This is a genomic window from Actinoplanes sp. CA-131856 (assembly GCF_050956135.1).
Classification (GTDB): Bacteria; Actinomycetota; Actinomycetes; order Mycobacteriales; family Micromonosporaceae; genus Actinoplanes.
Window position 1 is genome coordinate 2,015,842 of sequence record NZ_CP191849.1, and the last position, 26,581, is coordinate 2,042,422.

General features: G+C 71.0%; 16 protein-coding genes and 1 riboswitch. Of the genes, 10 read left to right on the top strand and 6 right to left on the bottom strand.

The features are described from left to right. Positions 1 to 14: 14 nt before the first annotated feature. The 3 genes from ACQP2X_RS09745 to ACQP2X_RS09755 are packed head-to-tail and all read right to left on the bottom strand — an operon-like array spanning position 15 to position 4,809. On the bottom strand, positions 15 to 2,462 hold the full coding sequence (locus ACQP2X_RS09745) for a transglutaminase TgpA family protein (RefSeq protein ID WP_498695890.1): 2,448 nt from the start codon (positions 2,460 to 2,462) through the stop codon (positions 15 to 17). After that, positions 2,459 to 3,757 (bottom strand): DUF58 domain-containing protein, encoded by a 1,299-nt coding sequence (locus tag ACQP2X_RS09750; protein ID WP_498695891.1) that lies wholly within the window; start codon positions 3,755 to 3,757, stop codon positions 2,459 to 2,461. Before ACQP2X_RS09750 ends, ACQP2X_RS09745 begins: the two co-directional genes overlap by 4 nt. Positions 3,758 to 3,759: 2 nt before the next feature. Continuing rightward, positions 3,760 to 4,809: an AAA family ATPase gene (locus ACQP2X_RS09755; RefSeq protein ID WP_498658102.1), complete on the bottom strand. Its 1,050-nt coding sequence runs from the start codon at positions 4,807 to 4,809 to the stop codon at positions 3,760 to 3,762. A 251-nt stretch (positions 4,810 to 5,060) separates the two neighbouring features. Between ACQP2X_RS09755 and ACQP2X_RS09760 the strand changes: the two genes are divergently transcribed. Both ACQP2X_RS09760 and leuS read left to right on the top strand, forming a co-directional pair. Next, on the top strand, positions 5,061 to 7,919 hold the full coding sequence (locus tag ACQP2X_RS09760) for a M36 family metallopeptidase (RefSeq protein WP_498695892.1): 2,859 nt from the start codon (positions 5,061 to 5,063) through the stop codon (positions 7,917 to 7,919). 194 nt (positions 7,920 to 8,113) lie between these two features. Further along, on the top strand, positions 8,114 to 10,921 hold the full coding sequence (leuS, locus tag ACQP2X_RS09765; protein WP_498695894.1) for a leucine--tRNA ligase: 2,808 nt from the start codon (positions 8,114 to 8,116) through the stop codon (positions 10,919 to 10,921). A gap of 389 nt (positions 10,922 to 11,310) precedes the next feature. Here leuS and ACQP2X_RS09770 read toward each other — a convergent pair whose 3' ends face one another. From ACQP2X_RS09770 to ACQP2X_RS09780, 3 genes are read right to left on the bottom strand one after another with little or no spacing between them, the layout of a single operon-like run. After that, on the bottom strand, positions 11,311 to 12,051 hold the full coding sequence (locus ACQP2X_RS09770) for a TVP38/TMEM64 family protein (protein WP_498695895.1): 741 nt from the start codon (positions 12,049 to 12,051) through the stop codon (positions 11,311 to 11,313). A 39-nt stretch (positions 12,052 to 12,090) separates the two neighbouring features. Next, positions 12,091 to 12,801 carry a type 1 glutamine amidotransferase gene (locus ACQP2X_RS09775; RefSeq protein ID WP_498695896.1) on the bottom strand — a complete coding sequence of 237 codons (711 nt, stop codon included), beginning with the start codon at positions 12,799 to 12,801 and terminating at the stop codon, positions 12,091 to 12,093. Next, positions 12,791 to 14,011 carry a MurT ligase domain-containing protein gene (locus ACQP2X_RS09780; protein WP_498700885.1) on the bottom strand — a complete coding sequence of 407 codons (1,221 nt, stop codon included), beginning with the start codon at positions 14,009 to 14,011 and terminating at the stop codon, positions 12,791 to 12,793. Before ACQP2X_RS09780 ends, ACQP2X_RS09775 begins: the two co-directional genes overlap by 11 nt. Before the next feature lie 413 nt (positions 14,012 to 14,424). Beyond that, a riboswitch (cyclic di-AMP (ydaO/yuaA leader) is annotated at positions 14,425 to 14,604 on the top strand. A gap of 6 nt (positions 14,605 to 14,610) precedes the next feature. Here ACQP2X_RS09780 and ACQP2X_RS09785 point away from each other — a divergent pair. From ACQP2X_RS09785 to mraY, 8 genes are all read left to right on the top strand, one after another. After that, positions 14,611 to 15,435, top strand: a complete 825-nt coding sequence (locus ACQP2X_RS09785) for a C40 family peptidase (protein WP_498695897.1) — start codon at positions 14,611 to 14,613, stop codon at positions 15,433 to 15,435. 1,156 nt (positions 15,436 to 16,591) lie between these two features. Continuing rightward, entirely contained in the window at positions 16,592 to 17,023 is a 432-nt protein-coding gene (gene mraZ / locus ACQP2X_RS09790; protein ID WP_097322560.1) for a division/cell wall cluster transcriptional repressor MraZ, read from the top strand. 371 nt (positions 17,024 to 17,394) lie between these two features. After that, entirely contained in the window at positions 17,395 to 18,471 is a 1,077-nt protein-coding gene (gene rsmH, locus ACQP2X_RS09795; protein ID WP_498695898.1) for a 16S rRNA (cytosine(1402)-N(4))-methyltransferase RsmH, read from the top strand. Next, complete coding sequence (gene ftsL, locus ACQP2X_RS09800; protein WP_498695899.1) at positions 18,468 to 19,946, top strand: cell division protein FtsL; 1,479 nt, start codon at positions 18,468 to 18,470, stop codon at positions 19,944 to 19,946. Before rsmH ends, ftsL begins: the two co-directional genes overlap by 4 nt. A 5-nt stretch (positions 19,947 to 19,951) precedes the next feature. Further along, a complete protein-coding gene (locus ACQP2X_RS09805) occupies positions 19,952 to 22,492 on the top strand; it encodes a peptidoglycan D,D-transpeptidase FtsI family protein (RefSeq protein ID WP_498695900.1) in 2,541 nt (846 codons plus the stop codon). 63 nt (positions 22,493 to 22,555) lie between these two features. Continuing rightward, entirely contained in the window at positions 22,556 to 24,073 is a 1,518-nt protein-coding gene (locus ACQP2X_RS09810; RefSeq protein ID WP_498695902.1) for a UDP-N-acetylmuramoyl-L-alanyl-D-glutamate--2,6-diaminopimelate ligase, read from the top strand. After that, a complete protein-coding gene (locus ACQP2X_RS09815) occupies positions 24,070 to 25,455 on the top strand; it encodes a UDP-N-acetylmuramoyl-tripeptide--D-alanyl-D-alanine ligase (RefSeq protein WP_498695903.1) in 1,386 nt (461 codons plus the stop codon). The genes ACQP2X_RS09810 and ACQP2X_RS09815 overlap by 4 nt, the downstream gene beginning before the upstream one ends. Further along, positions 25,452 to 26,558 (top strand): phospho-N-acetylmuramoyl-pentapeptide-transferase, encoded by a 1,107-nt coding sequence (mraY, locus tag ACQP2X_RS09820; protein WP_498695905.1) that lies wholly within the window; start codon positions 25,452 to 25,454, stop codon positions 26,556 to 26,558. The genes ACQP2X_RS09815 and mraY overlap by 4 nt, the downstream gene beginning before the upstream one ends. The last annotated feature ends 23 nt before the right edge of the window (positions 26,559 to 26,581 follow it).

The window sequence follows — 26,581 nt, forward strand, 5'->3', positions numbered from 1 at the left end:
CGGCATCTTTCTTGTCAGCGGCCCCGGTTGGCCAGCAGGCGGCGTGGGCTGAAGCGGGACAGGACCTCGCGGAAGCGGCTTCCCGCCCCCACCAGCTTGGCCGAGGAGTCGGCCAGGCCCAGGCGCCAGCGCATCAGGACCGACGGGGGCAGCAGGGTCGCGGTCAGGCGGGTGCGCCTGGTGGCCGAGCGGGACAGGCCCCGTCGTACGTGGTTGAGCGCCGCGGTCAGCTCGCCGCCCTGGAGGGGCTTGCGGGCGTACCGTGCGCGTTCCTCGGCCGTACCCAGCAATGTCGCCGAAGTCGCCGACTCGTCGATCAGCACGGCGTCCTTGATGAGGCGCTGGGCCGTGACGCGGGGGGTCTCCGACGGGTCCAGGGGGACCCGGTAGTCGACCATCGTGTCCAGCAGCTCGTCCCAGGCCGCGTGGGCGTCCTGTCTGGCCTTTGTGGTCTCCGCCGTCACCACCACGTCGGGGCGGCCCGTCTGTGCCTCCGGCAACGCCGTGACCCGGGGGACCGTCGCCGCGTAGCGGTGGCGGCGGACCAGGACGCGGCGCAGGGCCGGCACCAGCAGCAGGGCCAGGACCAGGGCGATCAGCGCGACGATGAGCACCGTCTGTCCCAGGTTGCCCGACTCGGTGGTGGTCGTCGAGCCGGCCACGCCCGGGTCGTTCAGGTCGGGGCGGTCGGGACGGTCGATGGTGCCGGCCGGGCCCGACGCCTCGGCGCCGGGAGCCACCGACGTGGACGCGGTCGGTGCCGCGGACGGCGGGAGCTCCGTGTCGGGCGCCCAGTCGGAGCGGGCCGCTCCGCGGACGCCGGCCGACGGGGTCGCGTCGAACGGGATCCAGCCGAAGCCCTGCAGGTAGACCTCGGTCCAGGCGTGGGCGTTCTTGTTCGTGATGACGTACGTGTTGCCCTCGCGGCTGTCGCCCCGGGTGAAACCGAACGCCACACGGGACGGGATGCCGGCCTGGCGGGCCATCCAGGCCAGCGCCGCCGCGTACTGCTGGCAGTAGCCGACCTTGTTCTGCAGGAACGCCGCGATCTCGGTGCTGTTGTTCGCCGCCTGCGTCGACAGGCTGTACGTGAAGCCGTTCTTCGACGAGAAGTAGTCGTACAGCGCCCGGACCTTGTCGTATTCGTTGGTCTTGCCGGCGGTGAGCCGGGTGACCAGCGCCGCCACCGTCGCGTCCTCGGGGTGGGCCGTGTTCAGCCGCACGATCGGGTCGTCGGGAGCCAGCGGCTCGGCCTGGCGCAGGTCGGTCGGCTGGTAGCGGGCCCGCACGTAGTCGAACTTGTACTCCAGCTCCTTGGTGGAGTTGCGGTTGGAGTACACCACCTGCTGGTTGTTGTCGTAGAACCAGCCGCGCTGGAGGCCGTCGACCGACACCGTGTTCTGGTAGACCGGCAGCATGCCCTGGTTGAGCTTGTTGCTGACCTTCACGTCGGCCGTGAACTCCTGGTAGCTGCCGCCCGCCGTGCCCGTGCGCGGGTCGGGCATGCCCGCCGCGACCGCCTGGCCGCTGGGGGAGCGGCTGCCGAAGCCCAGGTTGGTGAGCTGGTCGGCCACGCCGAAGCGCAGGTAGAACGGCGTCGTCTCGTTCGTGGTGAGCCGGACCAGCTCGACCGTCTCGCTCTGGGTGAGGTTGCCGCTCAGCGAGGCGAACAGGTTGATCCGCCCGCCGTTGCCACCGCCGCCCACGCCGTTGCCGGCGCCGGCGCCGCTCTGCGTGAGCTGGGAGAGCAGGCCGCCGGTGATGGTCGGCACGGCCAGCGGCAGCAGCACCGCGGCGGCCACACCGATCACGCCGAGGCGGCGGCCGGCCGCGGCCAGCGGGGACGGCTCCCACACGTCGACGTCACGGCCGTCGCCGGTGAAGCGGCGCCCGAACCGGCGTACCCGGTCGATGTTGTCCGAGACCAGCAGCCAGAGGAAGCCGATCGCGCCGATGATGAACGGCAGCACCGGGACGCTGTCGATGTAAACGGCGACCGGCACCGAGTAGATGGCCAGCATCGGCAGGCCGGCCAGGGCCGGGCGGCGCACCACCACGGTCAGCAGGTCGACCGCGATCGCCACGGACCCGATGCCGAGCACCGTGACGAACAGGAGGCCGTCGCGGTCGGGGACCGGCACGGCGTACGACCGTGTGTCCTGACCGGCCTGGGTGAACAGATCGGCGAAGTGGCCGAAGGTGGACGGGGTCGGCACCAGGAACTCGTGGCCGCTGGGGAACATCCAGGTCAGCATGAGCAGCAGTACGACGATCATGCTGAGTGCCTGGGCCCACGTGGGGAACCGCAGCGACCGCGCGGCGAACGCCGCGCCGGCGATGAAGCCCACCACGAGCAGGCACATCATCAGCCATTTCCAGGTGTCGAAGATCGACGAGATCGGCGCGGCGGCGAGCAGCGTCGCCGCGGCCGCCACGAGCCCCAGTCGGCGGGGGCCGGTCATCGGATGACTCCTCCCACTGTCTCGGCCATCGCGGCCCGCCAGGCGAAGCCGCTGGAGCCGCGGGCGGCGGCCGGCCAGAGTTGCGGCAGCGTCGACCCGTGGACGACCGGCACCGAGCGCCAGCCGTTCTGCACCAGGGCCAGCGCGGCCGCCGCGTGCTCGCTGTCGGACTCCTGCCGCTCGCCCGGGGTCAGGTTGACCCATGTCGAGCTGTCGATGGCGAAGCCGATGCAGGTCGCGCCGTTGCCGCGCAGGCCGGCCAGCAGCTCGGCCTCGGGCACGGTGAGCGAACCGAAGATGCCGATCACCAGGCCGCCGTCGGAGCGGCGGCGCACCTGCTCGACCAGGATCGAGATGTCGCCGTTCTGCGCGGTCTTGACGTCGGCCAGGGTGTCGAGGATCACGCCCTCGCCGGCCGCCTCGGACGCGTCGATGTCGATGCCGGTGCCGGTCACCAGGCGCAGCTTGTAGCCCTGCTGGCGCAGGTGCATGGCGATGCTCGCGGCGGCCGACACGGCCCACTCGAAGCTGGCCGTGGGCCCCTCGCCGCGGTGGGCGAACACGCGGGTGTCGAGCACGACCGTGGCCCGGCTCTCCCAGGGCTGCTCCTCGCGGCGGACCATCAATTCGCCCGTACGGGCCGTGGAGCGCCAGTGCACACGGCGCAGATCGTCGCCGCGGCGGTACTCGCGGGTGGCCGCGTCGTCCTCGCCGTGCACGGCGACCGAGCGGGCCCGGCTGTCGCCCGTGCCCGCGTACTCACCGGCCAGGCGGACCGTCGGAAGTGTGACCACCTGGGGGATCACGACGAGCTTGTCGACGCTCGGGAACGAGCGGGTCAGCTCGCACAGACCGAACGGATCGGTGAGCCGGATGACCAGGGGGCCGATGGGGTAGCGGCCGCGCACGTCGGCGCGGACCGTGTACGCCACCGAGCTGGCCTGGTGGGCGCCGAGGCGCTCCAGCACCACGCGCGGGCGGCTGCCCAGGGCGTACGGCAGCCTGTCCTCCAGCAGCAGTGTGCCGGTGGGCAGGCGGGACATGTTCTGCAGGCGCAGGATCACCCGGGCGCTGGAGCCGACCGGGGTGCGGCCGGGGTCGAGCGACCGGGTGCAGGCCAGCTTGTAGCGGCTGCGGCCCACGTACGCGGCGGCGAGCAGCGGCAGCGCCGCGAGCAGCACGGCCACCCGCAGCAGGTCGCGCTCGCCGAGGATGATCGCGGAGATGCCCGCCGCGGCGGCCGCCGCGAGGAACGAGCGGCCGCGCGTCGTGAGCCCGCGGAGGGCCTCCCGCATGATCAGCGCCCCCGCGGCTCGTACTGCTGCTGCGCGCCACCGGTGTTGCGGGTGTCGTACGGCGAGCGGTTGCGGTCGTGCGGCAACGGCAGCCGGTGCACGATCTCGGCCACGATGGCGTCGGTGGTGCGCCGGTTGAGCTGCGCGTCCGCGGTCGGGATGAGCCGGTGCGCCAGGACCGGCACGGCCAGCGCCTGCAGGTCGTCGGGCAGCACGTAGTCGCGGCCCTCGAGGGCGGCGAACGCCTTGGCCGTGCGCAGCAGCTGGAGCGTGGACCGCGGTGAGGCGCCGAGACGGATCTCCGGGGCCTCACGGGTCGCGGTGACCAGGGCGATCGCGTACTGCTGGACGGCGTCGGCCGCGTGCACGTCGCGCACGGTGGCGATCAGCCGGCGGACCAGGGCGGCGTCGGCGACGGCCCGCAGGTCGCTCAGCGGGTCGTGGGCGCCGTGGCCGCCGAGCATGGCCAGCTCGGCCCGCGGATCGGGATATCCCATCGCGATGCGGGCGGTGAACCGGTCACGCTGCGCCTCGGGAAGGGGGTAGGTGCCCTCCATCTCGATCGGGTTCTGCGTGGCGATCACCATGAACGGCGACTGCAGCTCGTACGTCGTGCCGTCGACCGTGACCTGCCGCTCCTCCATGCACTCGAGGAGGGCGGACTGGGTCTTGGGCGAGGCGCGGTTGATCTCGTCGCCGACCACCAGGTTGGCGAAGACGGCGCCCGGCTTGAACTCGAAGTCGCGCGTCTCCTGGTTGTAGACGCTGACGCCGGTCACATCGCTGGGCAGCAGGTCGGGGGTGAACTGGATGCGGCGAACCGAACAGTCGATGGAGCGGGCGAGCGCCTTGGCAAGCTTGGTCTTGCCGACGCCCGGCACGTCCTCGATCAACAGGTGGCCCTCGGCCAGCAGAACCGCCAGTGCGAGCCGCACCGTCGCGCTCTTGCCCTCGATGACCTGCTCGATATTGGCCATGATGGCTGTCGTCGCGGCGCGGAAGTCCTCGCTCGGCAGCGGTCCGCCGGGCTCGTCCCAGGTCGGGGTTGTCACGGGCCTCCTCCATGGTGATATGCGCAGCCCGCCTGATGGTGCCGGGGCCCGCTCACACAGGTTAGCCCGATCACAGCAACTCGCCGAGGACGGCCACTGGCGTAATTCGACAACCGTCAACCGGACATGCGTATCGGATAGGTAAAGAATCAGACATCGCTCTAGTTATATTTGCCGATCGGCAAGAGCATCAGCCATCGATGGGCCAGTCTCTGGCCCGGTCGAGAGGGGCTGAATTGAGAGCGTTATCCGTGCCGTCCGCAACCAAGCGGGTGGGAGCGGCCGCCGCCGGAGTCGCCCTGCTGGCAGCACTGCTGCCGGCACAGGCACAAGCAGCGCCGCTACCCGGCGCCGTCTCCGGGGCCACCGACAGCAAGCAGCAGCGGCGAGCCGACTACGACAGCCGCGCCAACCTGGCCGCCGCGGCGGCCGCCGCGCCCAGCGCCGCCCTGAGCCGCGCGCTCGTCGCGACGCCGTCCGCCACGACGGTGAACACCCTGCGCAACTCCCTGGGCGTCCAGGGCATCGTCGACATCGACCGCGCGACCGGCACCCCGCGCCGGGTCGCCAAGCTCGACGGTTTCCTGACCGGCCCGAGCAAGAAGAAGCCGGCGAAGATCGCGCTGGAGTACATCGCCGCCCACACCGACGTCTTCGGCCTGACCGCGGCCGACCTGGCCACGCTCGAGCTGCGCCAGGACTACGTCGACATCGAGGGCACCCACCACCTGAGCTGGATCCAGGTCGCCGACGGGGTGCCGGTGTTCGGCAACGGCCTCAAGGCGCACGTGACCAAGGACGGCCGCCTCGTGCAGGTCGACGGCTCGCCGCTCAAGGCGCTGCCGCCGTCCGCGGGCGCCGCCAAGCTGACCCCGGCCGGCGCCCGCGCCGCCGCCGTCAAGGACGTCTTCGGCACGTCCACCGCCAAGGCCACCAAGTCGGCCGCGGGCGTCACCACCTTCAGCGACAACGGCAACGCCAAGCTGGTGTGGTTCCAGACCGCCAGTGGGGTACGCCTCGCGTACCAGACGATCGTCGTCGACGAGGGCTACGTGCACGTCATCGACGCCGCCAGCGGCGAGGTGCTCTACCGGCACAGCACGATCGCCAACGACACCGCGGGCGACGTGTGGAAGAACTACCCGGGCGCCCCCAAGGGCGGCACCCCCGAGAAGGTCGACCTGACCGCCAAGGGCTGGCTGCCGAACAACGCGCGGCAGCTGTCCGGCAACGTCGCCCACGTCTGGTCCGATGTGAACGACAACGACCTCGCGGACCCCAGCGAGGAGGTCGGCCCGTCCGGCATCAAGCGCTGGGACTACCCGTTCGTCGACTTCAACGACGAGGTGGGCGGCCTCTGCTCGGACGCCTACCCCTGCTCGTGGGACCCCGAGACGCCGAACTCGTGGCAGGTCAACCGCAAGCAGAACGCGGTGCAGCTGTTCACCTTCCTCGGCACGTTCCACGACCACCTCAAGGCGTCGCCGATCGGCTTCACCCGGGCCGCCGGCAACTTCGAGGCGCAGGACGGCGACGCGGTGCAGGGCCAGGCCATGGACGGCGCGAACACCGCCGACGGCCTGCCCGACGGCAACCACACCGACAACGCCAACATGAACACCCCGCCCGACGGCATCCCGCCGGTCATGCAGATGTACCTGCTGACCCCGGGCCCGGGCTCGGTCGCCGCGAACACCGGTGACGAGGCCGACGTGGTGTTCCACGAGTACACCCACGGCCTCTCGAACCGCCTCGTGGTCGACGCGGCCGGCAACTCGACGCTCAGCCAGGTGCAGGGCGGCTCGATGGGTGAGGCGTGGAGCGACTGGTACGCCTCGGACTACATCTTCAGCAAGGGCCTGGAGAAGGACGTCCCGAACAAGCCGGGCGACGTGCTGATCGGCAAGTACTGGACGGCCGGCAGCACCATCCGCACCGAGGCGCTGGACTGCACGGTCGGCGCGTCCGCCACCGTCTGCCCCGGCACCCCCGGCGCGGGCCCCGGCGGCTACACCTACGGCGACTTCGGCAAGATCTACGCCGGTGGCCCCGAGGTGCACGCGGACGGCGAGATCTGGGCGCAGACCCTGTGGGACCTGCGCACCGCGATCGGCAGCAAGACCTCGCAGTCGATCGTGACGCGGGCCATGGAGCTCAGCCCGTCGAACCCGTCCTTCCTGGACATGCGCAACTCGATCCTCGCCGCCGACCTGGTCGTCAACAAGGGCAAGAACGCCAAGACGATCTGGAAGGTCTTCGCCAAGCGGGGCATGGGCTACTTCGCCGCCGCCGTGGACGGCGACGACGCGCAGCCGGTCGAGGACTTCTCGATGCCGCCGTCGGCCAGCACCCCGCGGGGCACGCTGACCGGCAAGGTGACCGACTCGGACACCAAGGCCGCGGTGGGCGGCCTGACCGTCGCCTTCGGCGGTCACGCCTCCGGCTTCGCCGGTGACTACCGGGCCACCACGGCCGCCGACGGGACGTACAAGATCACCGGCATCATCCCGGGCACGTACGCCAAGGTGTTCGCGCGCGGCGCCGGCTACGACATCGTCGTGAAGACCCTGTCGATCAACTCGGGCACCAAGACGGAGAACTGGTCGGTCCGCAAGGACTGGGCGGCCTCCTCGGGTGGCGGCTCGATCGTCAGCTTCACCGGACCGGACTACACGCCGTACGGCTGTGGCCCGGCCCAGCTGATCGACCAGTCGCAGATCTCCGGCTGGGGCTCGGACGTCGCGGCCGGCGGCCAGAACGCCGTCATCCGCCTCTCCGGCGCCGTCGACATCTCCGAACTGGTGATCAACCCGTCGGCCACCTGTGGCGACGACATCACCGCCTCGACCGGTGACTACCGTGTCGAGACCTCGAAGGACGGCACGACCTGGGCGGTCGCCGCGAGCGGCGCCTTCCCGGGCGGCACCGTCACGCCGACCACGGTCGCGCTGACCGCGGGCACCGGTGACGACGTGGCCTTCGTCCGGTACACGATGCTGACCACGCAGGGCCAGAACGCCGGCCTCTGCCCGGCCGGCCAGCCGCCCGCGTACAGCGGCTGCGTGTTCCAGGACTCGACCGAGCTGTCGGTCTACGGACCGGCCGCTTGATCCCACCGTGAATACCGGTCGTCGCCTCCGGGCGGCGACCGGTATCATGCAAGGCATGGCTCGGCACTTCCTGCTTCTTAGCCAGCCGTGCGGCCTTCTCTGAGACAGCGTTTCTCCGAGACCGGCCAGCACGGCGACCCCTCCTGCGTGAGGGGTTTTTTTGTGCCCTGCTTCATAAACCACGAAGAAGACGGATGCCGACCATGAGCGAGCCAGAGACCCCGCCGTTCCGATACACCGCCGCCCTGGCCAACGAGATCGAGCCGCGCTGGCAGGCCTACTGGGCCGAGAACGGGACCTTCCACGCGCCGAACCCGGCCGGCGAACTGGCCGACCCCGGCCACCCGCGGCACGGCGCGCCGAAGCTGCACGTCCAGGACATGTTCCCGTACCCGTCCGGTGCGGGCCTGCACGTCGGTCACCCGCTGGGCTACATCGGCACCGACAGCTACACCCGGTACAAGCGGCAGGCCGGGTTCAACGTGCTGCACCCGATGGGCTTCGACGCGTTCGGCCTGCCGGCCGAGCAGTACGCGGTGCAGACCGGCACCCACCCGGCGGTCACCACCGCGGCCAACATCGAGCGCTACCGCGGTCAGCTGCGCCGTCTGGGCCTGGCCTACGACGACCGGCGGAGCTTCGCCACCACCGACCCCGAGTACTACCGGTGGACGCAGTGGATCTTCCTGCAGGTCTTCAACTCGTGGTTCGACCCCGAGGTGCGCAGGGCGCGGCCCATCGAGACCCTGATCGCCGCGTTCGAGTCGGGCGACAGGAAGGCCCCGGAGAAGGACTGGTCCGACATGTCGGCCGTCGAGCGGCGCAAGCTGATCGACGACCACCGTCTGGCCTACGTCAGCGAGGCCCCGGTCAACTGGTGCCCCGGCCTGGGCACGGTGCTGGCCAACGAGGAGGTCACGCCGGACGGGCGCAGCGAGCGCGGCAACTTCCCGGTCTTCCAGCGCAGCCTGAAGCAGTGGATGATGCGGATCACCGCCTACGGCGACCGCCTGGTGGAAGACCTGGACACGCTGGACTGGCCCGAGCCGGTCAAGCTGATGCAGCGCAACTGGATCGGCCGGTCGCGGGGCGCCCACGTCGACTTCCCGGTGAACGACGACACGATCACCGTCTTCACTACCCGGCCCGACACGCTGTTCGGCGCGACGTACATGGTCCTGGCCCCCGAGCACGAGCTGGTCGACAAGATCACGCCAACCGAATGGCCAAATCCGACAAATCCGAAGTGGACCGGCGGCGCGGCGACGCCGCAGGAAGCCGTCGCCGCATATCGGGCACAAGCGGCCGCGAAGACCGAAGAAGAGCGCACCGAGTCCAAGGACAAAACGGGCGTCTTCACCGGTGCGTATGCGACAAATCCGGTGAACGGTGCAAAGGTTCCGGTCTTCATCGCCGACTACGTCCTGGCCGGCTACGGCACCGGTGCCATCATGGCGGTGCCGGGGCAGGACGAGCGCGACTGGCAGTTCGCCGAGGTCTTCGAGCTGCCCATCATCCGTACGGTGAAAGCTCCTGAAGGTTTTGAAGGCGCCTTCACCGGCGACGGCCCGGCCGTCAACAGCGACTGGCTGGACGGCAAGGGCGTCGTCGAGGCCAAGGCCGAGATGATCGCCTGGCTGGAGCAGCACGGACACGGCCGCGGCGCCACCACCTATCGCCTGCGCGACTGGCTGTTCAGCCGGCAGCGCTACTGGGGCGAGCCGTTCCCGATCGTCTACGACGAGACCGGCCTGCCGATCGCCCTGCCCGAGTCGATGCTGCCCGTGGTGCTGCCCGACGTCGACGACTTCTCGCCGCGCACCTTCGACCCGGACGACGCCGACAGCGAGCCCGAGACCCCGCTGTCCCGCAAGAAGGACTGGGTCAACGTCGAGCTGGACCTGGGCGACGGCCTGAAGACGTACACCCGCGAGACCAACACCATGCCGCAGTGGGCCGGCTCCTGCTGGTACGAGCTGCGCTACCTGGACCCGGAGAACGAGAAGGCGCTGGTCGACCCGGACAACGAGGCGTACTGGATGGGCCCGCGCCGCGACGGCGACTCGGGCGGCGTCGACCTGTACGTGGGTGGCGTCGAGCACGCCGTGCTGCACCTGCTGTACGCCCGCTTCTGGCACAAGGTGCTGTACGACCTGGGCCACGTCTCGTCCTTCGAGCCGTTCCGCAAGCTGTTCAACCAGGGCTACATCCAGGCGTACGCGTTCCAGGACGAGCGCGGGTTCTACGTGCCGGCCGAGGAGGTCGTCGAGCGCGACGGCAAGTGGTTCTACGGCGATCAGGAGGTGACGCGCAGCTACGGCAAGATGGGCAAGTCGCTGAAGAACGTCGTCACCCCCGACGAGATGTGCGACCAGTACGGCGCCGACACGTTCCGGGTCTACGAGATGGCGATGGGCCCCCTGGATGTCTCCCGGCCGTGGGAGACGAGGGCGGTGGTCGGTTCCCAGCGCTTCCTGCAGCGAGTGTGGCGCCTGGTCGTCGACGAGGAGACCGGCGCCGTCCGCAGCAGCGACACCCCGCTGGACTCCAAGACCCGCAAGCATCTGCACCGCACGATCGCCGGCGTCCGCGACGACATGGACGAGCTGCGCTTCAACACGGCCATCGCCAAGCTGATCGAGCTGACCAACACGCTGACCCCGCTGCCCGTCGCGTCCCGCGAGGCGGTGGAGCCGCTGGTGCTGATGCTGTCCCCGTTCGCCCCGCACATGGCCGAGGAGCTGTGGGCCAAGCTGGGCCACGAGGGCACGCTGGCCTACACGGACTTCCCGGTGGCCGACCCGGCCCAGCTGGTAGCCGAGTCGATCACCTATCCCGTCCAGGTCAACGGCAAGGTCAAGGCCCGCATCGCGGTCTCCCCGGACACCTCGGAGGCCGACATCCGCGCCGAGGCCCTGACATCGGTGGCGGACGTCCTGGCCGGCCGGGACCCGAAAAAGGTCATCGTGGTGAGCGGTCGCCTGGTCAGCGTCGTCGTCTGACGAAAGGTCAACCCCTACAGCGGAGGTACGGGTTCACGGGTGCCCAACCGCACGAGGGCACTTCCGGGAAGCTCAGCGCGACCTCCGTACGGCTCAAGGCCGCAGCGCGCCTTTCGCGCGTAGCCGTGGTCATTCCGAAGGCCCACCGCCCGAGCGGTGGGCCTTCGCCCGTGCGCGGCCCCCGATGCGGGCACGCACGGGGCTGGTCACGCCGCCGGGATCGCCGCAGAACACGGTGGTCGGGGTTGAGGGTGACCACAACTTTTGAGGCCGGGACGCCCTGCGGCCCGGAGAAACGCTGAAGGCCGCGCCCGTGGATCGGGAGCGGCCTTTTTGCGGGTGAAGCAGATGAGAATTCGTACTATATGCGGTCTGTGCCTTTGGTCCGCTCAGACGGCAGGCGCGAGAGGCGCCTCGGTGGCCGCCTTCTTCGCGGAGCGCTTCCACCAGATCACGATGCCGGTGGTCAGGATGAAGCCGATCGCGGCGGGGGCGAAGGACAGCACGCTCATCTCGCCGGGGCGGGTCACCGCGGCGCCGATCGTCGCGTACGAGATGGCGGACGGGATGGCGGCCAGCGTGGTGCCGAGCAGGTAGCGCTTGCGGCAGACGCTCGTGGTGCCGTAGGCGTAGCCGACCAGGCCGAACGGGGCCAGCGGCAGGAAGCGGACCAGCAGGACCGCCGAGAGGCCGCGCTTGTTGAGCCACCCGTCGAGACGCTGGAGCTTACCGCCGGCGCGGGCCTGCAGGGCGCCCCGGCCGACCCAGCGGCCCGCGTAGTACGTCACCGCGGCGGCGATGACCGCGGCGGCCAGGGCCGTGGCCGCGCCCGTGGCGGCGCCCAGCAGGGCGCCGCACGCGACGGTGATGGCCGTGCGGGGGACCAGGACCGAGAGCAGCAGGCCGCCGACCACGGCGATGATGGCCGCGGCGGCCGGGCCGAGCGCGGCGATGCCGCTGGCGATCTCGTGGATCGGCAGCACGGCCGCGGCGACCGCGATGGCCGCGATGACGACGCCCAGGATGCCGAACCGGGCGAGCCGGCGCCGCCATCCCAGGGACTGAGGAGCAGCAACCTGAGGGTCCGCGAGGGTGGTGGCGCCCCGCGGGGCGATCAGGATGTCAGTCATGCAGTCGTCCGTCCCAGTGTCTCGTCGTCATTAACGTCGTCAGGCTCCGGCTGCGGCCAGTCGTTCGGCCCTGAGGCGCTCGGCCCAGGTGTCGTCGACCGGGGCAAGACTATCCGCGCCGATCGCCCAACGCAGTAGCAGATCGGCTATAGCTGGGTTGCGAGCCAAGGCCGGGCCGTGCGAGTAGGTGCCCAGAATCTTCCCTGCCCAGGCTCCCTCGGTTTGGCCGTCATTGCCAATGCCGGCCGTCACCCGGGCCAGCGGGAAGGCGTTCGGGCCCAGGTGGGTGCGGCCGCCGTGATTTTCGAAACCACTCAGCGGAGGCAGCCCCAGGCGGGGGTCGACGTCGCCGCGGAGCTCGCCCACGGCGCGCGTCTCGCCCCGGTCGGAGTGCAGGTCGAGCAGCCCTAGCCCCGGGCATTTGGCGCCCTTTGCGAAGAACGAGTGACCGAACAGCTGGTAACCGGCGCAGATGGCCAGGACCGCGGCGCCCTGGTTCACGGCCCGGTGGATGCCGCCGTCGTTGATCAGCCGCTGGGCGGCCAGGGCCTGCGGGCCGTCCTCGCCGCCGCCGATCAGGTAGATGTCGGCCGAGGCCGGCATCGGCTGGTCGGAGCGGACCGAGTACGTCTCCACCGGGATGCCGCGCAGGGCGGCCCGGCGGGCCAGGATCAGCAGGTTGCCCCGGTCGCCGTACGTCGACAGCAGGTCCGGATAGATCCAGACGATGCGCAAGGCCTCAGTTGACACGGTCTAGCTCCGCTCGGATGTCCTGGAACGCGGTGTAGTTGGCGATCACCTCGAGGCGGCCCGGCGGCACGGTCTGCAGCGCCTCCTCGAAGGTTCTAACGTGCTGGAACGGGATCCCGTTCACCTCGAGGCGCACCGCGAGGTCGTACGCCCGCTCCCCGGTGATCAGCACCGGCCGGCCGTACAGCGGGGCGAAGTCGACGTCGTACAGCCAGGAGGTGTCGAAGCCGTCGGGGTCGCGCGCGTTGATGGAGAGCAGTGTCGGCGCCTGCTCGGCCATGTCGAACGCCTCGAGCCAGCTGGCCGGGTTCTTGGCCAGGAGCAGCCGGATGTTGCGGCCGTCCCGGTCGACCTGCGCGTAGCGGCCCGCGATCGAGGTGACCGTGGAGAGCCGGGGGAGCGCCTCGATCGGGCGCACGCCGAACTCGGCCGCCACCGCCAGCGCGGTCGCCGCGTTACCCAGGTTGACGGTGCCCGGCAGCTGAAGCTTGACCAGGTGCCAGTCGCCGCGCGGGTCGATGACGCCCTCGTCCTCGACGCGCCACTGCGGTATCGGCCGGCGCAGCGGGCAGCCGGTGCACCACCAGTCGCCGTTCTCCCGCTCGATCGGGTCGCCGCTCTCGGGGCACACCCACGAGTCGTCCTGCCAGCGCTGGCCGGCGCTGAACCAGGTCACCTTCTGCGAGCCGTAGGCGGCCCAGACGACCATCGGGTCGTCGGCGTTGGCCACCACGTTCACGTCCGGGTGGCCGGCGAGGGCGGTGCGCCACAGCTGCGCCATCATCGCCACCTCCTTGGCCCGGTCGAGCTGGTCGCGGGAGAGGTTGAGCAGGGCCACTACCCTCGGCCGGGTCTCGTCGATGACCCGGGGGAGATAGTGCTCGTCCACCTCCAGCACCGCGAACGGCGTCTGGCCGGCCTTGGCCAGCGCCGACGTGTGCCCGGTGGGCATGTTGGCGCCGAAGGAGTTGGTGGCCACCGGGCCGAGGACGCCGAGCGCGGCGGCCGCCAGCCGGGTCGTCGTGGTCTTGCCGTTGGTGCCCGAGACGAGCGCGATGGCCCGACCGGTCGCCAAGTGGCTCAGCAACTCAGGATCGATCTTGAGACCGATCCAGCCGCCGATGACCGAGCCGTCGCCGCGTCCCGCGGCCCTGGAGAGCGCGGCCGCGGTCTTCGACACGGAGGTCGCGACCTTGGCGCGCAGGGGCATCTTCCCGTCCGTCACGGCGACGAGGGTACCGGAACGGGATGTTACGTCGAGTTGTCGGCGCGATTGGCCGTTCGGGGGAGAGGGTTTTGCCCGGTAGTGACGATTAGGGCAGCGGACGAGTGAATATCGGGTGGCCGTCACCCGGCCGGTGACGAGGAATTATGTGTTCTGATTCACCCGTAACCTTCCACGAAACGTATTTGGCCGATCACGAGCGGTGCTGGCAAAAGTTACGCCGTGGTCACAAATCGGACAGCCCTTCATGTGTCAACTACTCTGGGTGACTGAACCGGTTCCGCCGCTCCAGCCAAATCTCAGGTACCAAGGTTGGGCCGACAGCAACCCGCTGGAAGCTTGCGCCGCCCGGTTCACGCCGAGCCCTGCCCCGGGCCAGGTGGCGCGACCACGAGCACCATGTACGACCACAAAGGCATACGGGGGCAGGGACGGGGGACCCACTAGCGGTCTGACCGCGCCACCCGCTCCGGTGGCGATCACGGAGAGACCTTGGGGTGAAGCCGCCTCCCAGCGGCCGGGCAAGCCTTCCCGCCCGAACCCGACAGCTAACCTCGCAGGCGTGCCGGAGGGATATCTCTACCGTGCACGAACAACGTTCGAGCCGGGGCCGCCGCGTGTCCGCCGGTGCCGGCAAGATCGCGCTGTCTCTGGGTCTCTGCCTCTGTGCCGGCCAGCTGGTCTCCACGCCGGCCGCGCACGCCGCCACCCCCGCCCCCGTCGTGGCGCAGGTCGCCACCGCGAAGGCCGCGGCGAAGGTCAAGCCCACGGTCCGCACCAGCGTCAGCACCCGGACGCTCGCGTGGGGAGCCAAGGTCAAGGTGACCGCCCGCTACCTCAACCCCACAAACGGCAAGGCCGTCACTTCCGGATACGTACGCCTCCAGGCGCTGCGCAACGGCAAGTGGCAGAACTGGGCCTCCGGCAAGGTGAACAAGAACGGTGCCGTCGCCCTGTACGGCCAGCCCAAGGTCAGCGGCTCGCTGCGCATGGTCTACCTGGGCACCTCGCAGTTCGCCCCGCAGGTGGGCGGCCGCCTCTCGGTGAAGGTGGTGGCCAGCGGCGCCAAGGTTCTCGCCGAGGCCCAGAAGCACACCGGCGCGCTGTACCTGTTCGGCGCTTCGGGTCCGAGCCGCTTCGACTGCTCGGGCTTCACCAAGTACGTCTACAAGAAGGCCGCGGGCAAGAACCTGGCCCACAAGGCCAACTCGCAGCAGGGCGTGGGCCGCTCGGTGTCGAAGAGCGCCAAGAAGGCGGGTGACCTGATCATCTTCCGGAACGGCTCGTACGGCTACCACGCGGCGATCTACGCCGGCAACGGCTACATGTACGACTCGCCGCACACCGGTGCCCGAGTCTCGAAGCGCAAGATGTTCAGCACGAACTACGTGGTGCGCCGCCTCGTCTGACGGTTCACGACAGCTCACTCAGTGGGGCGCGACCGGTTCGGTCGCGCCCCACTGTCGTTTCTCTCGCGGCCTCTGTCTGTCCTGGCGCCCTCCGCCCCGGGTTCCGGCCGGTGCGTTCCCTCACGCAACCCCGCTCCGCGGTCCGAAGTCGCTCCCCATCGGCCGCGCACCTGAAATGAAACCCGGCCCGCCTGGGCCGCCCCCATGCAGACCCTGTGCCCGCGCGGTGAAACCACCCGCGCCCGCCCGGCGCCGGCCATCTCGCTCCGCGCCGCTGTCCTGCGCCGTCCTTCTTCCCTCAGCGCTCCTACTACGAGTGGCCTTCTTCTTCGCGCGGCCCCTTGCTCTTCGCGCGACTCTGCGCCACCCCTTCGCTCCGCGTCGCCCGGCCTCCGCGCCGCGCCGCTTTCCGCGCGAGTCCGCGCCGCGCCGCTTTCCGCGCGAGTCCGCGCCGCACCTCTACTCTCGCAGCGAGCCGCGCCCCTTCGCTCCGTGCCGCCCGGCCTCCGCGCCGCGCCTCTACTCTCGCGCGAGCCGCGCCCCTTCGCTCCGCGCCGCCCGGCCCCGCGCCGCGCCTCTTCGCTCCGCGCCGCCCGGCCCCGCGCCGCGCCTCTCTTCCGCGCGAGCCCGCGCCGGGCTTCCTCTCGCTGCCCGTCCCCCCGGACCCGCGCCGCCCTTTCTCCCGGGCCGGCCCTTCCCTCGGGGCGGCGCCTCCTCGCGCGCGGTGGGGCTATTTGTGGCGGGCCGGTCGTTTCGGGCTCATGTATGGGCATGCGGGCGGATGAATGAATGGGAGTCGGGGTTGACAGCGGGTCATGTTCGCGGTCCTCCACTTTCCTCCCCGGAGGGGGTTGACAACGTGTCCGCCTGGGAGGTTTGGGCGTGTTTGTCACGGTTCTTGACCGGGGTGCGGTGAGGATGTCGGAAACCGGACGGGGTTGATCATGCGGTGGCCCTCCACTCTGCGTGCATGCCTTTGAGCTGGGGTTTCTTGTGCGAACAAGCTTCGCGAGCGCGCTCATTCGGCTTGCGGGTGGAGGGAAGTGGAGTAGAGTGGAGCGCAGTGGCAAGGCCAAAAGGGAGCTGATTCCGGAGGGCCTGCCGGCCCGAGTTGACAGGCGGACCGCGAACCGCCAGGGGCAGGGGGTTGGAGCCGATGTTTCTCGGCACTCACACCCCGCGCCTCGACGACAAGGGGCGGCTGATCCTCCCGGCGAAGTTCCGCGACGAGCTGGCGGGAGGTGTCGTGATCACCAAGGGGCAGGAGCGCTGTCTTTACGTGTTCCCGATGCCGGAGTTCCAGCGCATCGCGGGTCAGCTCCGCGAGGCCCCGGTCACGAACAAGGCGGCTCGGGCCTACAGCCGGGTGTTCTTCGCCAGCGCGCACGACGAGGTTCCCGACAAGCAGGGGCGGGTCACGATCCCGGCCCACTTGAGGGAGTACGCGGCACTCGACCGCGAGCTCGTGGTGATCGGGGCGAGCACCCGGGTGGAGATCTGGGACAAGCAGTCGTGGGACGACTACCTCGCGGCGAGCGAAGACGAGTTCGCCGACATCGAGGAGGGGGTGCTGCCCGTCGGACTGTGAGGCGTGGCTTTCGGCTGGGTCGGCGAGACAGAGGCCCGGGCGTCGCTGCTGCCGTACTGCGAGATCTCCAGCCGCTCCCGCACCTGGCGCCTCTTCCCCGGCGCCAGGCGCGTGTCCGGGCTTGGGCGCGCCCGATGGCAACGGGCACGAGCGGATGGGGATCTGGCGGTACGGAAAGACGTTCGGGCACCTGCCGCGGCACGGCGACATCGCTACGGCGTCGTCTGTGGGTTGGCATGAGGTCCGGTGAGGATCCGGTGGGGCGTGGGCCAGGGGGGTCACGCGCGGGACCGGAGCCGGCGGCGGGCGGCAAGGCAAATTGCGGGGGTACGCCTTCGCAGGCGACGTAGCGGTGGTCAGTCGGGGTTGCGATGGGGGTCGACATGGGGGAGCTTCGCGGCACGCATGTGCCGGTGCTGCTCGAGCGGTGTCTCGAGCTGCTCGCCCCGGCCCTTCAGCTGCCCGGCGCGGTGCACGTCGACTTCACGCTCGGCCTGGGCGGTCATGCCGAGGCGGTGCTGGAGCGCCATCCGGACGTGGTCCTCATCGGACTCGACCGGGACACCGAGGCGCTGGCCCACTCGCGCAAGCGGCTGGCCCGCTTCGGCACCGAGCGCGTCCACCTGGTGCACGCCGTCTACGACGAGTTGCCTCGAGTGCTCGACGAGCTGAGCATTCCCCGGATCCACAGCGGACTGTTCGACCTGGGCGTCTCCTCGTTGCAGCTCGACGAGGCCGACCGGGGTTTCGCCTACGCGCAGGACGCCCCGCTCGACATGCGCATGGACCAGACCACGGGCATCACGGCCGAAGAGGTCGTGAACGAGTACGAGCCCGGTGAGCTGGTGCGGATCCTGCGGACGTACGGCGAGGAGAAGTTCGCCACACGCGTCGTCTCGTCGATCGTCCGCGAGCGGCAGAAGGCCCGGATCACCTCGACTGCGAAGCTATCGGAGCTGGTCAAAGCGGCTATTCCGGCAGCAGCTCGGCGAACCGGCGGAAATCCTTCGAAAAGAACGTTTCAAGCGTTACGCATCGAGGTAAATGGCGAACTCGCCACGCTCGAGTCCGCGGTCCCGGCCGCTTTGGACGCGTTGGCCCCGAAAGGGCGCCTTGTGGTGATGAGCTACCAATCTTTGGAGGACCGGATCGTCAAGCGCGCCCTCACCGCGAGGACGCGCAGCACCGGGCCGGTCGACCTGCCGGTCGAGCTGCCCGGAACCGGACCGACACTGCGGCTGCTGACAAAGGGGTCGGAGCCGCCCAGCGACGAGGAGGTAGAGGCGAACCCGCGGGCAGCTTCCGTGAAGCTGCGCGCAGTGGAGCGCCTCGACCAGCACGACCAGGCTCCCGGGGCCGCCCGCGAACGGCCCCGACTGTCTACAACGCACGGGGGACGAGGGCGGTTACGCCCGGGGGAACGCGAAGAGGGGGAGGGGAAAGCATGAGCGAGCGCACCCACGCGCCGCGGTCGGGGGGCCGGGCCGCGGATCAGCAGCGCCAGGCCGGCGGCCGGCGCGACCAGGGCACGGGCCGCGATGCGGACACCCGGAGCAGTGCCGGCCGGGGGGCACGGCACTTCACGGACGAGGTCCGTACCACCGAGGGTGCCGACACGCGCCGGTCAGGGATCGCCCGCGACGCCCGCGCCGCGAGCACCCGCCGCCGGGACGGCGAGGAGGTGCGCGGTGGGGGCCGCGACACCGCCACGCCCCGCGGCCGCACCCGCAACAGCGAGGAGATCCGCACCCGCCGCGACACCGAGGGCGCCCGCGCCCGTCGCGACAGTGAGGAGATCCGCGTTCGCGAGGGGGGCGAGCTCCGGGCGCGCCGCGACGCCGTCGGCGCCCGTCGCGACAGCGAGGAGATCCGCGTTCGCGAGGGGGGCGAGCTTCGGGCGCGCCGGGACACCAGCGAGCTTCGGGCCCGCGACACTGACGGCGCGCGCAAGCGCCGGGACACCGAGGACGTGCGTGCTCGCCGGGACGGCGGAGAAGGCCGCGTTCGCCGGGACACGGGAGAGCTTCGCGCCCGCCGTGACTCGGACGGCGCGCCCAAGCGCCGCGACACCGAGGGCGTTCGGGCTCGCCGCGGCGCCGAGGCCGGTGACCTTCGGGGTCGTCGCGGCGCCGAGGTCGAGGATGTTCGGGGTCGCCGGGGTGGCGAGGTCGAGGATGTTCGGGGCCGGCGGGATGTCGAGAGTGAGCGGGTTCGGCGGATCACCGAGGATGTCCGGGCTCGGCGGGACGCTGACCTGGACGACAAGGTCAAGCCGATCGCGGCCAAGCTCGAGAAGGGCTCGGCCAAGGCCACGCGGGGCGGCCAGGGTGGCGACCGGCGGCTGAGTGGGCTGCCGGGTGCCGAGGCTCCGGTCGCGGGCACGGCCGCGTTGCAGCTCGAGGTCGCGCCGGACGGTGGCGGGCGGGCCGAGGCCGGGGCCGGGCCGCGGCTGTCGGTGGCGCCGGCGCCTGTGCGGCGGGGGCCGCGGGCGCCGTTCGCGGCCGGGGTCGTCGGGCTGGTCATCGTCGGGGTGCTCGGGATTCTTCTGATCAACACCAAGACGAACGAGAACTCGTTCAAGATCGCTGATCTGGAGAAGCAGAACACCGCACTCGACAACCAGCGGCAGGACCTCGACAACCAGCTGATCCAGGTGTCCAGCGTGGGCAACCTGGACGCGGCGGCCCGTCGGCTGGGCCTGGTCAAGGCGGACAACATCGCGGTGCTGCGGCTCCCCGACGGCAAGCAGATCGGTGTTCCGATGCCGGCCGAGGGCAAGAAGTCGGTCACCGAGCAGCCCGCCAAGACCGACACCACCACCGGCGGCACCGCCAACGGGCAGGCCACGAACGGCCAGACCACGAACGGCCAGACCACGAACGGGCAGGCCGGTAGCGGCCAGGCCGCGGGCAACGGGCAGTAGGCCGCATGTCGCCGAGGGCTGACGACACTCCACCGCGCCGGGGCGCTCAGCCCCGGCGCGGCACGTCTCGTGACCTTCCCGACGAGGGGGAGGACACCGGAGGGAAGAGCCGCGGCTTCGGCGGCATCGGGGACGCGCGGGCCTACACGCCACGCGGCCGGACCATGGCCGAGCGCGACCAGCGCACCCGGTCGCCGCGCGCCGGCCGCAACTCCGATCCCTTCCGGCCCGCGCTCCAGGTGCTCGACGGCGGTCGCCCCCGGCGCGGCGGCCGGCCCGAGCCGGACGAGGTGGCGGAGACCGCGGACGCGGACGCCCCCGACATTCCGGACCAGCCCGCCGGCCGGGGCCGCAAGGGAGCCACGGCCAGCCGTAAAGGCGCCGACGGCAGTAAAGACGGCCGCAAGGGTGCCGAGGCCCGCGCGGGCGCCAAGAATCCGGCTGACAGCCGCCGAAGCGCCAGGGGCGCCGCGGGCGACGGTGAGGGCCGCAAGACCGCGGGCAAGGGCACCACGCGCCTCCGCGACGGCCGGATCGGCGGCAAAGCGGGGCTCCGGGGAGCCGCCTTCGACGACGACGAGTTCGCCGAGGACGAGCTGGACAACCGGCGTACCCGGGCCGGCGCCAAGCCGCGCCGCACGGTTGCCGGGGGCGCCCGCACCACGCGAGGAGCCCGGCCGGGGTCACCTCTGCGGTCGGAGCGGTCGTCACCTCGTACGGGAAAAGCAGACGGACCACGACGCATCGTGAGTGGACCGCGGGTCGACCGCGCCGTCCGCGCGGTCGCGCCCGAACCGCCCAAGCTGGCCAACAGCACGCGGCGGCTGCGGATCGGCGCCGTCGTCGCCCTCTCGCTCTTCGTGATGATCGGCGTACGGCTGGTCATCCTCCAGGTGGCCTCGTCGCCCTCCGACGCCAAGCGGCTCATCGCCCTGCGTGAGGACCGGCTGGCCGAGGTACGCCTCCCGGCGCCCCGGGGCAGCATCATCGACCGGGACGGCACCGTGCTCGCGCACAGCGTCGAGGCCCGGTACATCGGCGCCGACCCGGAGCTCGTGGAGAATCCCGAGAAGACCGCCGCCACCCTCTCCCCGCTGATCAGCGTGCCCGTCTCGAAGCTCGTGCCGCTGATGAAGCCGCACACGCGGCCCGGTGGCGGTCAGTCCCGGTTCGAATATCTGGCGCAGGGTGTCGACATCTCCATCGGTGACAAGATCGCCGCCCTGGAGCTGCCCGGCATCGTGGTCAAGGAGGACGAGCGGCGCGACGTGCCGAACGCCGACCTCGCGGCCAACCTGATCGGCTTCACCGGCGCCGACAACTCCGGCCTGGAGGGCCTCGAGGCCCGCTACGACTCGCTGCTGCGCGGCACCGACGGCGAGCGGGTCTTCGAGATCGGCAAGGGCGACCTGAACAAGCCGATCCCGAGCGGCTACGAGAAGTACACCGAGCCGCAGCCGGGCACCTCGCTGCAACTGACGATCGACGACGAGCTCCAGTACGAGGTGCAGCGGATCCTCTGCGAGCAGGCCACCAAGTCGAAGGCCTATATGGCCGGGGCCGTGGTGATGGAGGTCAAGACGGGCGAGGTGCTGGCCCAGGCCAGCTGCCCCACCTACAACGCGGCCAAGCCGGGCGACTACTCGCCGACCGAGCGTGAGGACGTGCCGAGCAGCATCGTGGCCGACCCCGGCTCGGTGCACAAGGCGTTCATCTTCGGCGCGGCCCTGCAGGAGGGGCTGATCACGCCGGACTCGGTGCTAGCCATCGGACCGGGCCTGGAGCGGGGCGGCTTCCCGTTCAACGACACCCACCGGCAGGAGAAGGGCACCAAGATGACGATGGCGGGGCTGCTCGCCTATTCGTCGAACGTGGGCACGATCCTCATCGCCGACCGGCTCGGCAAGCAGCGGGTGTACGAGTACCAGCAGAAGTTCGGGCTGGGCAAGTCGACCGAGGAGGGCATGCCCGGCGAGGCCGAGGGCAAGCTGCTCACCCCGGACGAGTGGAGCGGCTCGGCGTCGGGCTCGGTGCCGATCGGCATGAGCGTCGACGCCACCCTGGTGCAGATGGCGGCCGGCTACAACGCGATCGCCAACGACGGGACGTACATCCAGCCGCACCTCATCAAGTCGATGATCTCCGGCAAGGACGGCAAGGTCACCCAGGGCGCGAAGCCGCAGACGCACAAGGTGCTCGACCCCGAGGTCGCCTCCGAGCTGCGCACCATGATGGAGGCCGTGGTCGACAACGACGGCGCCACCGGCAAGAAGGCGGCGGTGGCCGGATATCGCGTGTCGGGCAAGACCGGCACCGGCAAGCGGCTGATCGACGGTCAGTACACGAGCGCCAACTACGGGTCGTTCATCGGCATGGCCCCGGCCGAGGACCCGAAGTTCGTCATCGCGGTCTCGGCCGACGTGCCGGTCGGCACCGGCGGTGACGTGGCGGCGCCCGCGTTCTCCAAGATGATGTCGTTCGCGCTGATGCACAACAAGGTGCCGCCGTCGACCGAGCCGGCGCCGAAACTCAAGATCAAGCCATGAGGCCCTTGTACGGCGGTATGGCGTTTTTCGCCGAGCGGTGGGCACGGGGTAGGGTCTGACGCCGTGCCCGGCATTCCCCGTCCCCTTTCCGTGGCGCCGCACCGGTTGTCGAGCCTGGCCCCGCTGATCGCGGCCACGCTGACCGGCGACGACGCCGAGGTCACCGGGATCACCCACGACAGCCGCGAGGTCCGCCCCGGCGACCTCTACGCGGCCCTTCCCGGCGCGAACCGGCACGGCGCGGAGTTCTCCGCCTCCGTCGCCTCGGCCGGCGCCGCCGCCATCCTGACCGACCCCGCCGGCGCCCCGCAGGCCTCGGCCACCGGCCTGCCGGTGCTGGTCACCGGCGATCCTCGGGCGGTGCTCGGCGCGGCCGCCTCGGCGATCTACGGCGACCCCTCGGCCCACCTCACCGTGATCGGGATCACCGGCACCGCCGGCAAGACCTCCACGGCCTATCTGGTCGAGTCCGGCCTGCGGGCCGCCGGCCTGGTCACCGGCATGATCGGCACGGTCGAGACGCGACTGGGCGACCTGGTCGTGCAGAGCGTGCGCACCACGCCCGAGGCGACCGACGTGCACGCCATCCTCGCCGCCGGCCGGGAGCGCGACGTCACCGCCGTGGTGATGGAGGTGTCCAGCCACGCGCTGGCCGTCGGCCGGGTCAACGGCGTCCGCTACACCGTCGGCGGCTACACCAACTTCGGCCTCGACCACCTCGACTTCCACCGCGACGCCGAGGACTACTTCGCGGCCAAGGCGAAGCTGTTCGACGGCCGCTGCCGTTTCGAGGTCCTCAACAAGGACGACGCGCCGCTGGCGCCTCTGTTCAAGCCGGAGACGATCAGCTACTCGGCCGACGGCGACACCACCGCCTCGTGGTGGGCCACCGACATCCGGCCCTCGGCGTTCGGCCAGCGCTTCGTGGCCAACGGCCCTGGCGGCGTGCGGGTGGAGGCCGGCGTGGCCCTGCCCGGCCGGCACAACGTGGCCAACGCGCTGCTGGCCCTGGCCGCCCTCGTGGCCGCGGGCGTCGACCCGGCCGTGGCCGCGCGCGGCATCGCCGCCTGCGCGGGCGTGCCGGGCCGCCTGGAGCGCGTGGACGCGCCGGGCGAGGTCCTCGGCGTGGTCGACTACGCGCACAAGCCGGACGCGATCGTGGCCGCCCTGGCCGCGCTGCGCGAGCTGGCCGCCGGTCGCGGCGGCCGGGTGATTTGCCTGATCGGCGCCGGTGGCGACCGCGACCGCGGCAAGCGCCCGCTGATGGGCGCGGCGGCGGCCCGCGGCAGCGACCTGGTGATCATCACCGACGACAACCCCCGGACCGAGGACCCCGCCGCCGTGCGCGCCGCCGTGCGGGCGGGGGCCGAGCAGGCCGGGACGCCTGCGAAGATCATCGAAGTGGCCGGACGGCGCGACGCGATCGACGAGGCGGTGCGGCTGGCCGCCCCGGGCGACGTGATCGCGCTGCTGGGCAAGGGACACGAGCGTGGCCAGGAGGTGAACGGCGAGATGCTGCCGTTCGACGACCGGATCGAGCTGGGCGCGGCGCTGACCGCCGCCGCCGGGAGCGGCTCGTGATCCGGATGACGCTGGCGGAGATCGCCGAGCGCACCGGTGGACGCGTGGTCAACGCGGCGCCGGAGCTCGAGGTCACCGGGGGAGTGGAGTACGACTCCCGCAAGGTCGGCCCGGGCGGCCTCTTCGTCGCCTTCGAGGGCGAGAAGGTCGACGGGCACAAGTTCGCGGCCGCGACCGTCGAGGCCGGGGCCGCCGCCGTGCTCAGCACGCGCGACACGGGCCAGCCGGGCGTGGTGGTGGCCGAGCCGCTGGCCGCGCTCGCGGCTCTGGCCACGGCCGTCGTGAGTAAACTCGACAAGCTGACCATCGTCGGGCTGACCGGGTCGTCCGGGAAGACGACGACCAAGGACTACATCGGGCAGCTGCTGTCGCGCCTCGGGCCGACGATCGCACCGGCCGGGTCGCTCAACAACGAGCTCGGTTTTCCGTACACGGTGTTGCAGGCGACCACCGGGACGCGCTTCCTGGTGCTGGAGATGGGCGCGCGAGGCATCGGGCACATCCGGTATCTGACGGACATCGCCCGCCCCTCGGTCGGCGTGGTGCTCAACATCGGCGCGGCCCACCTCGGTGAGTTCGGGTCGGTCGAGGGGACCGCCCGGGCCAAGGGTGAGCTGGTCGAGGCGCTTCCGGCCGAGGGCGTGGCGGTCCTGAACGCCGACGACCCGCTGGTGGCCGGGATGGCGCCGCGGACCTCGGCCCGGGTGTTGCTGACCGGCGAGTCGCCTGAGGCGGAGGTCCGGGCGACCGAGGTGCGCGTCGATTCGTACGGCCGAGCCTCTTATGTCCTGCATTATGGCGACGCATCGGGCAGGGTGGCGCTGAGTGTGGCGGGTCGCCACCAGGTGGCGAACACGCTCTCGGCGGCGGCGGTGGCCCTCTCGCTCGGGATGAGCGTCGAGGACGCGGCCGAGGCGCTCGGCGAGGTGGGGATCGTCTCCGGACGCCGGATGGACGTCTTCACTCGCGCCGACGGCGTCACGGTGATCGACGACTCGTACAACGCCAATCCCTCCTCGACCACGGCCGCGCTCCAGGCGCTGGCCGCGATGGGCGAGGGCAAGCGGACCATCGCCGTGCTCGGATATATGGCCGAGCTCGGCCCGCACGAGCGGTCCGGGCACGAAGAGGTGGGCCGGGTCGCGGCCCAGCTCGGCGTGGACCGGCTGATCGCGGTCGCCGACGAGGCGGGCCCGATCGTGGACGGCGCGCACGCGGCCGAGGGCTGGACGGGCGAGGGGATCCTCGCCGCCGACCAGGCCGCGGCCATCGAGATCCTGAAGGGTGACCTGCGGGACGGCGACGTCGTCCTCGTCAAGGGCTCCCGGTACCGCACGTGGGACGTGGTGGACTCGCTGCGTCCCGAGGAGGAGACCCGGTGAGGGCAGTAATCGTCGCGGCCGCGGTCGCCTTCATCATCTCGCTGTTCGGCACGCCGATCGCCATCCGCGTCTTCACGGCGATGAAGGCGGGCCAGCCGATCCGCGGCGGCCTCGGGCTGGCCAGCAACGCCGGCAAGAAGGGCACGCCCACGATGGGCGGCGTGGCCTTCATCATCGCCACGGTCATCGCCTACGCGGCCGGGCACGTCGCCCTGACCACCCTCCCGGAGCGGCAGATCGCCCAGGAGAGCCCGACCATGACCGCCCTGGTCCTGCTCGGGCTGTTCGTCTTCTGCGGCGTGGTCGGCTTCCTGGACGACCTGCTGAAGGTGCGCCGGCGCAACTCCGACGGCCTCAGCGCCAAGGGCAAGCTGCTCGGCCAGCTGATCGTCGGCACCGCGTTCGCGGTCGTGGCGCTCTACGTGCCGAGCACCAACGGCGAGACGGTGGCCAGCGAGCACATCTCGTTCATCCGTGACATCAGCTGGCTCGACGTCGGCAAGGTCGGCTCGGTGCTGGTCTTCGTCTTCGTCATCATGGCCATGTCGAACGGCGTGAACCTCACCGACGGCCTGGACGGCCTGGCCACCGGCGCCTCGATCCTGGTGCTGGGTGCGTACGCCCTGATCGGCTTCTGGCAGTACCGGCACTGGTGCGGCGACTCGGACTACGCCCGGGTCAACGACTACTGCTACAACGTGCGCGATCCGCTGGAGATCGCGATGATCGCGGCCGCGGCGGCCGCCGCCTGCGTGGGCTTCCTGTGGTGGAACACGTCGCCGGCCCGGATCTTCATGGGCGACGCGGGCGCGCTCGGCCTGGGCGGCCTGATCGGCGGCCTGGCCGTGGCCACCCGGACCACGCTGCTGTCGGTCATCATCGGCGGCCTGTTCGTGATCATCACGATGTCGCTGATCATCCAGATCGTCTCGTTCAAGACGACCGGCAAGCGCGTGTTCCGCATGTCCCCGCTGCATCACCATTTCGAGTTGGCGGGCTGGAGCGAGGTCAACATCGTCGTCCGGTTCTGGATCATCGCGGGCATCTGCGTCGCGATCGGCCTGGGCCTGTTCTATTCGGACTTCCTCGCCGTCATGGGCTGAGCCTCCTTCAAATCCGAATCTCA

Coding starts and splice junctions, on each gene's coding strand:
- ACQP2X_RS09745 (WP_498695890.1), bottom strand. CDS start 2,462: ATGACCGGCCCCCGCCGACTGGGGCTCGTGGCGGCCGCGGCGACGCTG.
- ACQP2X_RS09750 (WP_498695891.1), bottom strand. CDS start 3,757: ATGCGGGAGGCCCTCCGCGGGCTCACGACGCGCGGCCGCTCGTTCCTC.
- leuS (WP_498695894.1), top strand. CDS start 8,114: ATGCCGACCATGAGCGAGCCAGAGACCCCGCCGTTCCGATACACCGCC.
- ACQP2X_RS09770 (WP_498695895.1), bottom strand. CDS start 12,051: ATGACTGACATCCTGATCGCCCCGCGGGGCGCCACCACCCTCGCGGAC.
- ACQP2X_RS09780 (WP_498700885.1), bottom strand. CDS start 14,011: ATGCCCCTGCGCGCCAAGGTCGCGACCTCCGTGTCGAAGACCGCGGCC.
- mraZ (WP_097322560.1), top strand. CDS start 16,592: ATGTTTCTCGGCACTCACACCCCGCGCCTCGACGACAAGGGGCGGCTG.
- rsmH (WP_498695898.1), top strand. CDS start 17,395: ATGGGGGTCGACATGGGGGAGCTTCGCGGCACGCATGTGCCGGTGCTG.
- ftsL (WP_498695899.1), top strand. CDS start 18,468: ATGAGCGAGCGCACCCACGCGCCGCGGTCGGGGGGCCGGGCCGCGGAT.
- ACQP2X_RS09805 (WP_498695900.1), top strand. CDS start 19,952: ATGTCGCCGAGGGCTGACGACACTCCACCGCGCCGGGGCGCTCAGCCC.